This window comes from Thiohalocapsa sp. (assembly GCF_019695415.1).
Taxonomy (GTDB): Bacteria; Pseudomonadota; Gammaproteobacteria; order Chromatiales; family Chromatiaceae; genus Thiohalocapsa.
In genome coordinates, this window is record NZ_JAIFKJ010000119.1 from 1 (window position 1) to 2,412 (window position 2,412).

Sequence of the window (2,412 nt, forward strand, 5' to 3'; positions counted from 1 at the left end):
GGGCGGGCTCGGTGTCGGTGGGGCGGCCGGCTGGGGCCGCGTGTCGGGGGCGGGGCCAGGGTGGGGCCGGCAGCTGGTCGGTCTGGGTCCGGGAGGGGCCCGGTGCGCGGCGGGTCGTTGACGGCCGCGCGCTCGCCCCCGGGCAGCAGGGGACCAGCGAGGATGGGCAGGAGTCCGGGGCCTGCCAGGGCCAGGGCCAGCGTACGGTTGGTATTCATCGAGAATCCTCAGTGCAGATACGTGTTTGGCGACTGGCGTATGCCAGGGCCGAATCCCCATGTGGCGCTCAAAAGCCGCGACCGTCGACCGGCCATTATCGCAGCGCTGGCGCTTGGGCGCCGCTCCTGTCGGCGCGCTGCTGCTGCGCCGGCGTGCGTTGTGCCTGGTGTTGCCCCACTGTCGCCAATCAGGGCATGCCGGGCAACGCCGGCGGGCTCTGCTAGAATGCCGGCCCAGTCCAAGCCCGGGCCCGGTGCCCGCCCAGCCGTCCGCAGCTCCCAGATGACCGTTCGCACCCGTTTCGCTCCGTCTCCCACCGGCTACCTGCACGTGGGCGGCGCACGCACGGCGCTCTTCAGTTATCTCTTCGCGCGCCGTCACGGCGGCGAGTTCGTGCTGCGCATCGAGGATACCGATCTGGAGCGGTCCACGGCGGAGTCCGTGAACGCCATCCTCGAGGGCATGAGCTGGCTCGGCCTCGATTATGACGAAGGTCCTTTCTATCAGACTGACCGCTTCGAGCGGTACAACGCCGTCATCGACGGGCTCCTGGACCGCGGTCTTGCCTACCGATGCGACTGCCCCAAGGAGCGCCTCGAGCGAATCCGCGACATGCAGATGGCGGCCAAGCAAAAGCCGCGTTACGACGGCCACTGCCGCGCCCGCCAGGTAGACCCGGAGCAGCCGCATGTGGTGCGGTTTCGCAACCCGCTGGACGGCGCTGTGGTGGTGGATGACCTCATCCGCGGGCGCATCCCCTTCGCCAACGAAGAGCTGGACGACCTCATCCTGCGCCGCAGCGACGGCTCGCCCACCTACAACCTGACGGTCGTCGTGGACGACGCCGACATGGGCATCACCCACGTCATCCGCGGCGACGACCACGTCAACAACACGCCGCGCCAGATGAACATCCTGCAGGCGCTGGGCTTCGAGCCGCCGCGCTATGCGCATGTGCCGATGATCCTCGGCGCGGATGGCAGCCGGCTGTCCAAGCGCCATGGCGCCGTCAGCGTGGTGGCGTACCGGGACCAAGGCTACCTGCCGGAGGCGCTCATCAATTACCTGGTGCGGCTCGGATGGTCGCATGGCGATCAAGAGGTGTTCTCGCTCGACGAGCTTATCGAGCTTTTCGATATCACCGATGTCAACAAAGCCGCGTCCACCTTCAACACCGACAAGTTGGACTGGCTGAATCAACACTACATTCAGCATGGTGATCCGAAGCGCATTGCGCGGCTGTTGAGCCCGCATCTCGGTCATCTCGACATCGACCCGAGTGCCGGACCGGATCTGGTGGACGTGGTAGAGGCTCAGGCGGCGCGTGCCAAGACACTGGTGGAGCTCGCCGAGATCAGTGCGTTCTGTTATCGGGAGTTCGACGACTACGAGCCGACGGCGGCCAAGAAGCACCTGCGTCCGGTCGCGCGCGAGCCCCTCGCACGCCTGCGTGCAGAGCTCGATATGCTGGCCCTAGCAGATTGGCAGGATGCGGAGCTGCATCGCGTTGTCGAGCGCGTTGCCGACGCGCTGGAGCTCAACATGGGCAAGGTGGCGCAGCCGCTGCGTGTGGCAGTGGTAGGCCGCGCCGCCTCCCCCGGTATCGACGTGACGCTGCGGCTGGTGGGCAAGGAAGCCGTACTGCGGCGCATCGACCGTGCGCTCGCCTTCATCGACGGGCGTGAGGTGCAAGCCTGAGGGCGGCCTCAGCGCCCATGCCACGCACTCATCACTTCCACACGTAACACCCCGACCAGCGGCGACGCCATGCGAGACCACCAGCAAGCGGCCATGCGCGAGGATGCCCCGGACGACCTTGTCCACGCCGAGGTCATGGCGCTGCGCCGGCGCCTCGGCGCCCAAATCCTAGGCCAGCAGACCCTTGTGGACAGGTTGCTGGTAGCTCTGCTTGCCGGCGGCCATCTGCTGGTGGAAGGCGCTCCCGGTCTCGCCAAGACCAGCGCCATCAAGGCGTTGGCGGATGGGATCGAGGCGGATTTCCACCGCATCCAGTTCACGCCCGATCTGCTGCCCGCGGATCTCACCGGCACAGAAGTGTACCGCCCGGCCGACGGCTCCTTCCGTTTCGACCACGGCCCGATCTTTCATAACCTACTGCTCGCGGACGAGGTCAACCGGGCACCAGCCAAGGTCCAATCCGCGCTGCTGGAGGCCATGGGCGAGCGCCAAGTG

3 protein-coding genes are annotated in these 2,412 nt (G+C 67.2%); 2 read left to right on the forward strand and 1 reads right to left on the reverse strand.

Annotated elements, in window-relative coordinates:
* Positions 1 to 218: hypothetical protein (locus tag I6U14_RS02850; protein ID WP_296896730.1), on the reverse strand; the 218-nt coding region annotated here is incomplete at its 3' end.
* 283 nt (positions 219 to 501) lie between these two features.
* Here I6U14_RS02850 and gltX point away from each other — a divergent pair.
* Positions 502 to 1,917 carry a glutamate--tRNA ligase gene (gene gltX / locus I6U14_RS02855; RefSeq protein WP_296896732.1) on the forward strand — a complete coding sequence of 472 codons (1,416 nt, stop codon included), beginning with the start codon at positions 502 to 504 and terminating at the stop codon, positions 1,915 to 1,917.
* Positions 1,918 to 2,010: 93 nt separating this feature from the next.
* On the forward strand, positions 2,011 to 2,412 hold a 402-nt coding region (locus I6U14_RS02860; protein ID WP_296896734.1), incomplete at its 3' end, for an AAA family ATPase.

Excerpts from the sequence above, each read along its gene's own strand:
- gltX (WP_296896732.1), top strand. The coding sequence starts at position 502 with ATGACCGTTCGCACCCGTTTCGCTCCGTCTCCCACCGGCTACCTGCAC.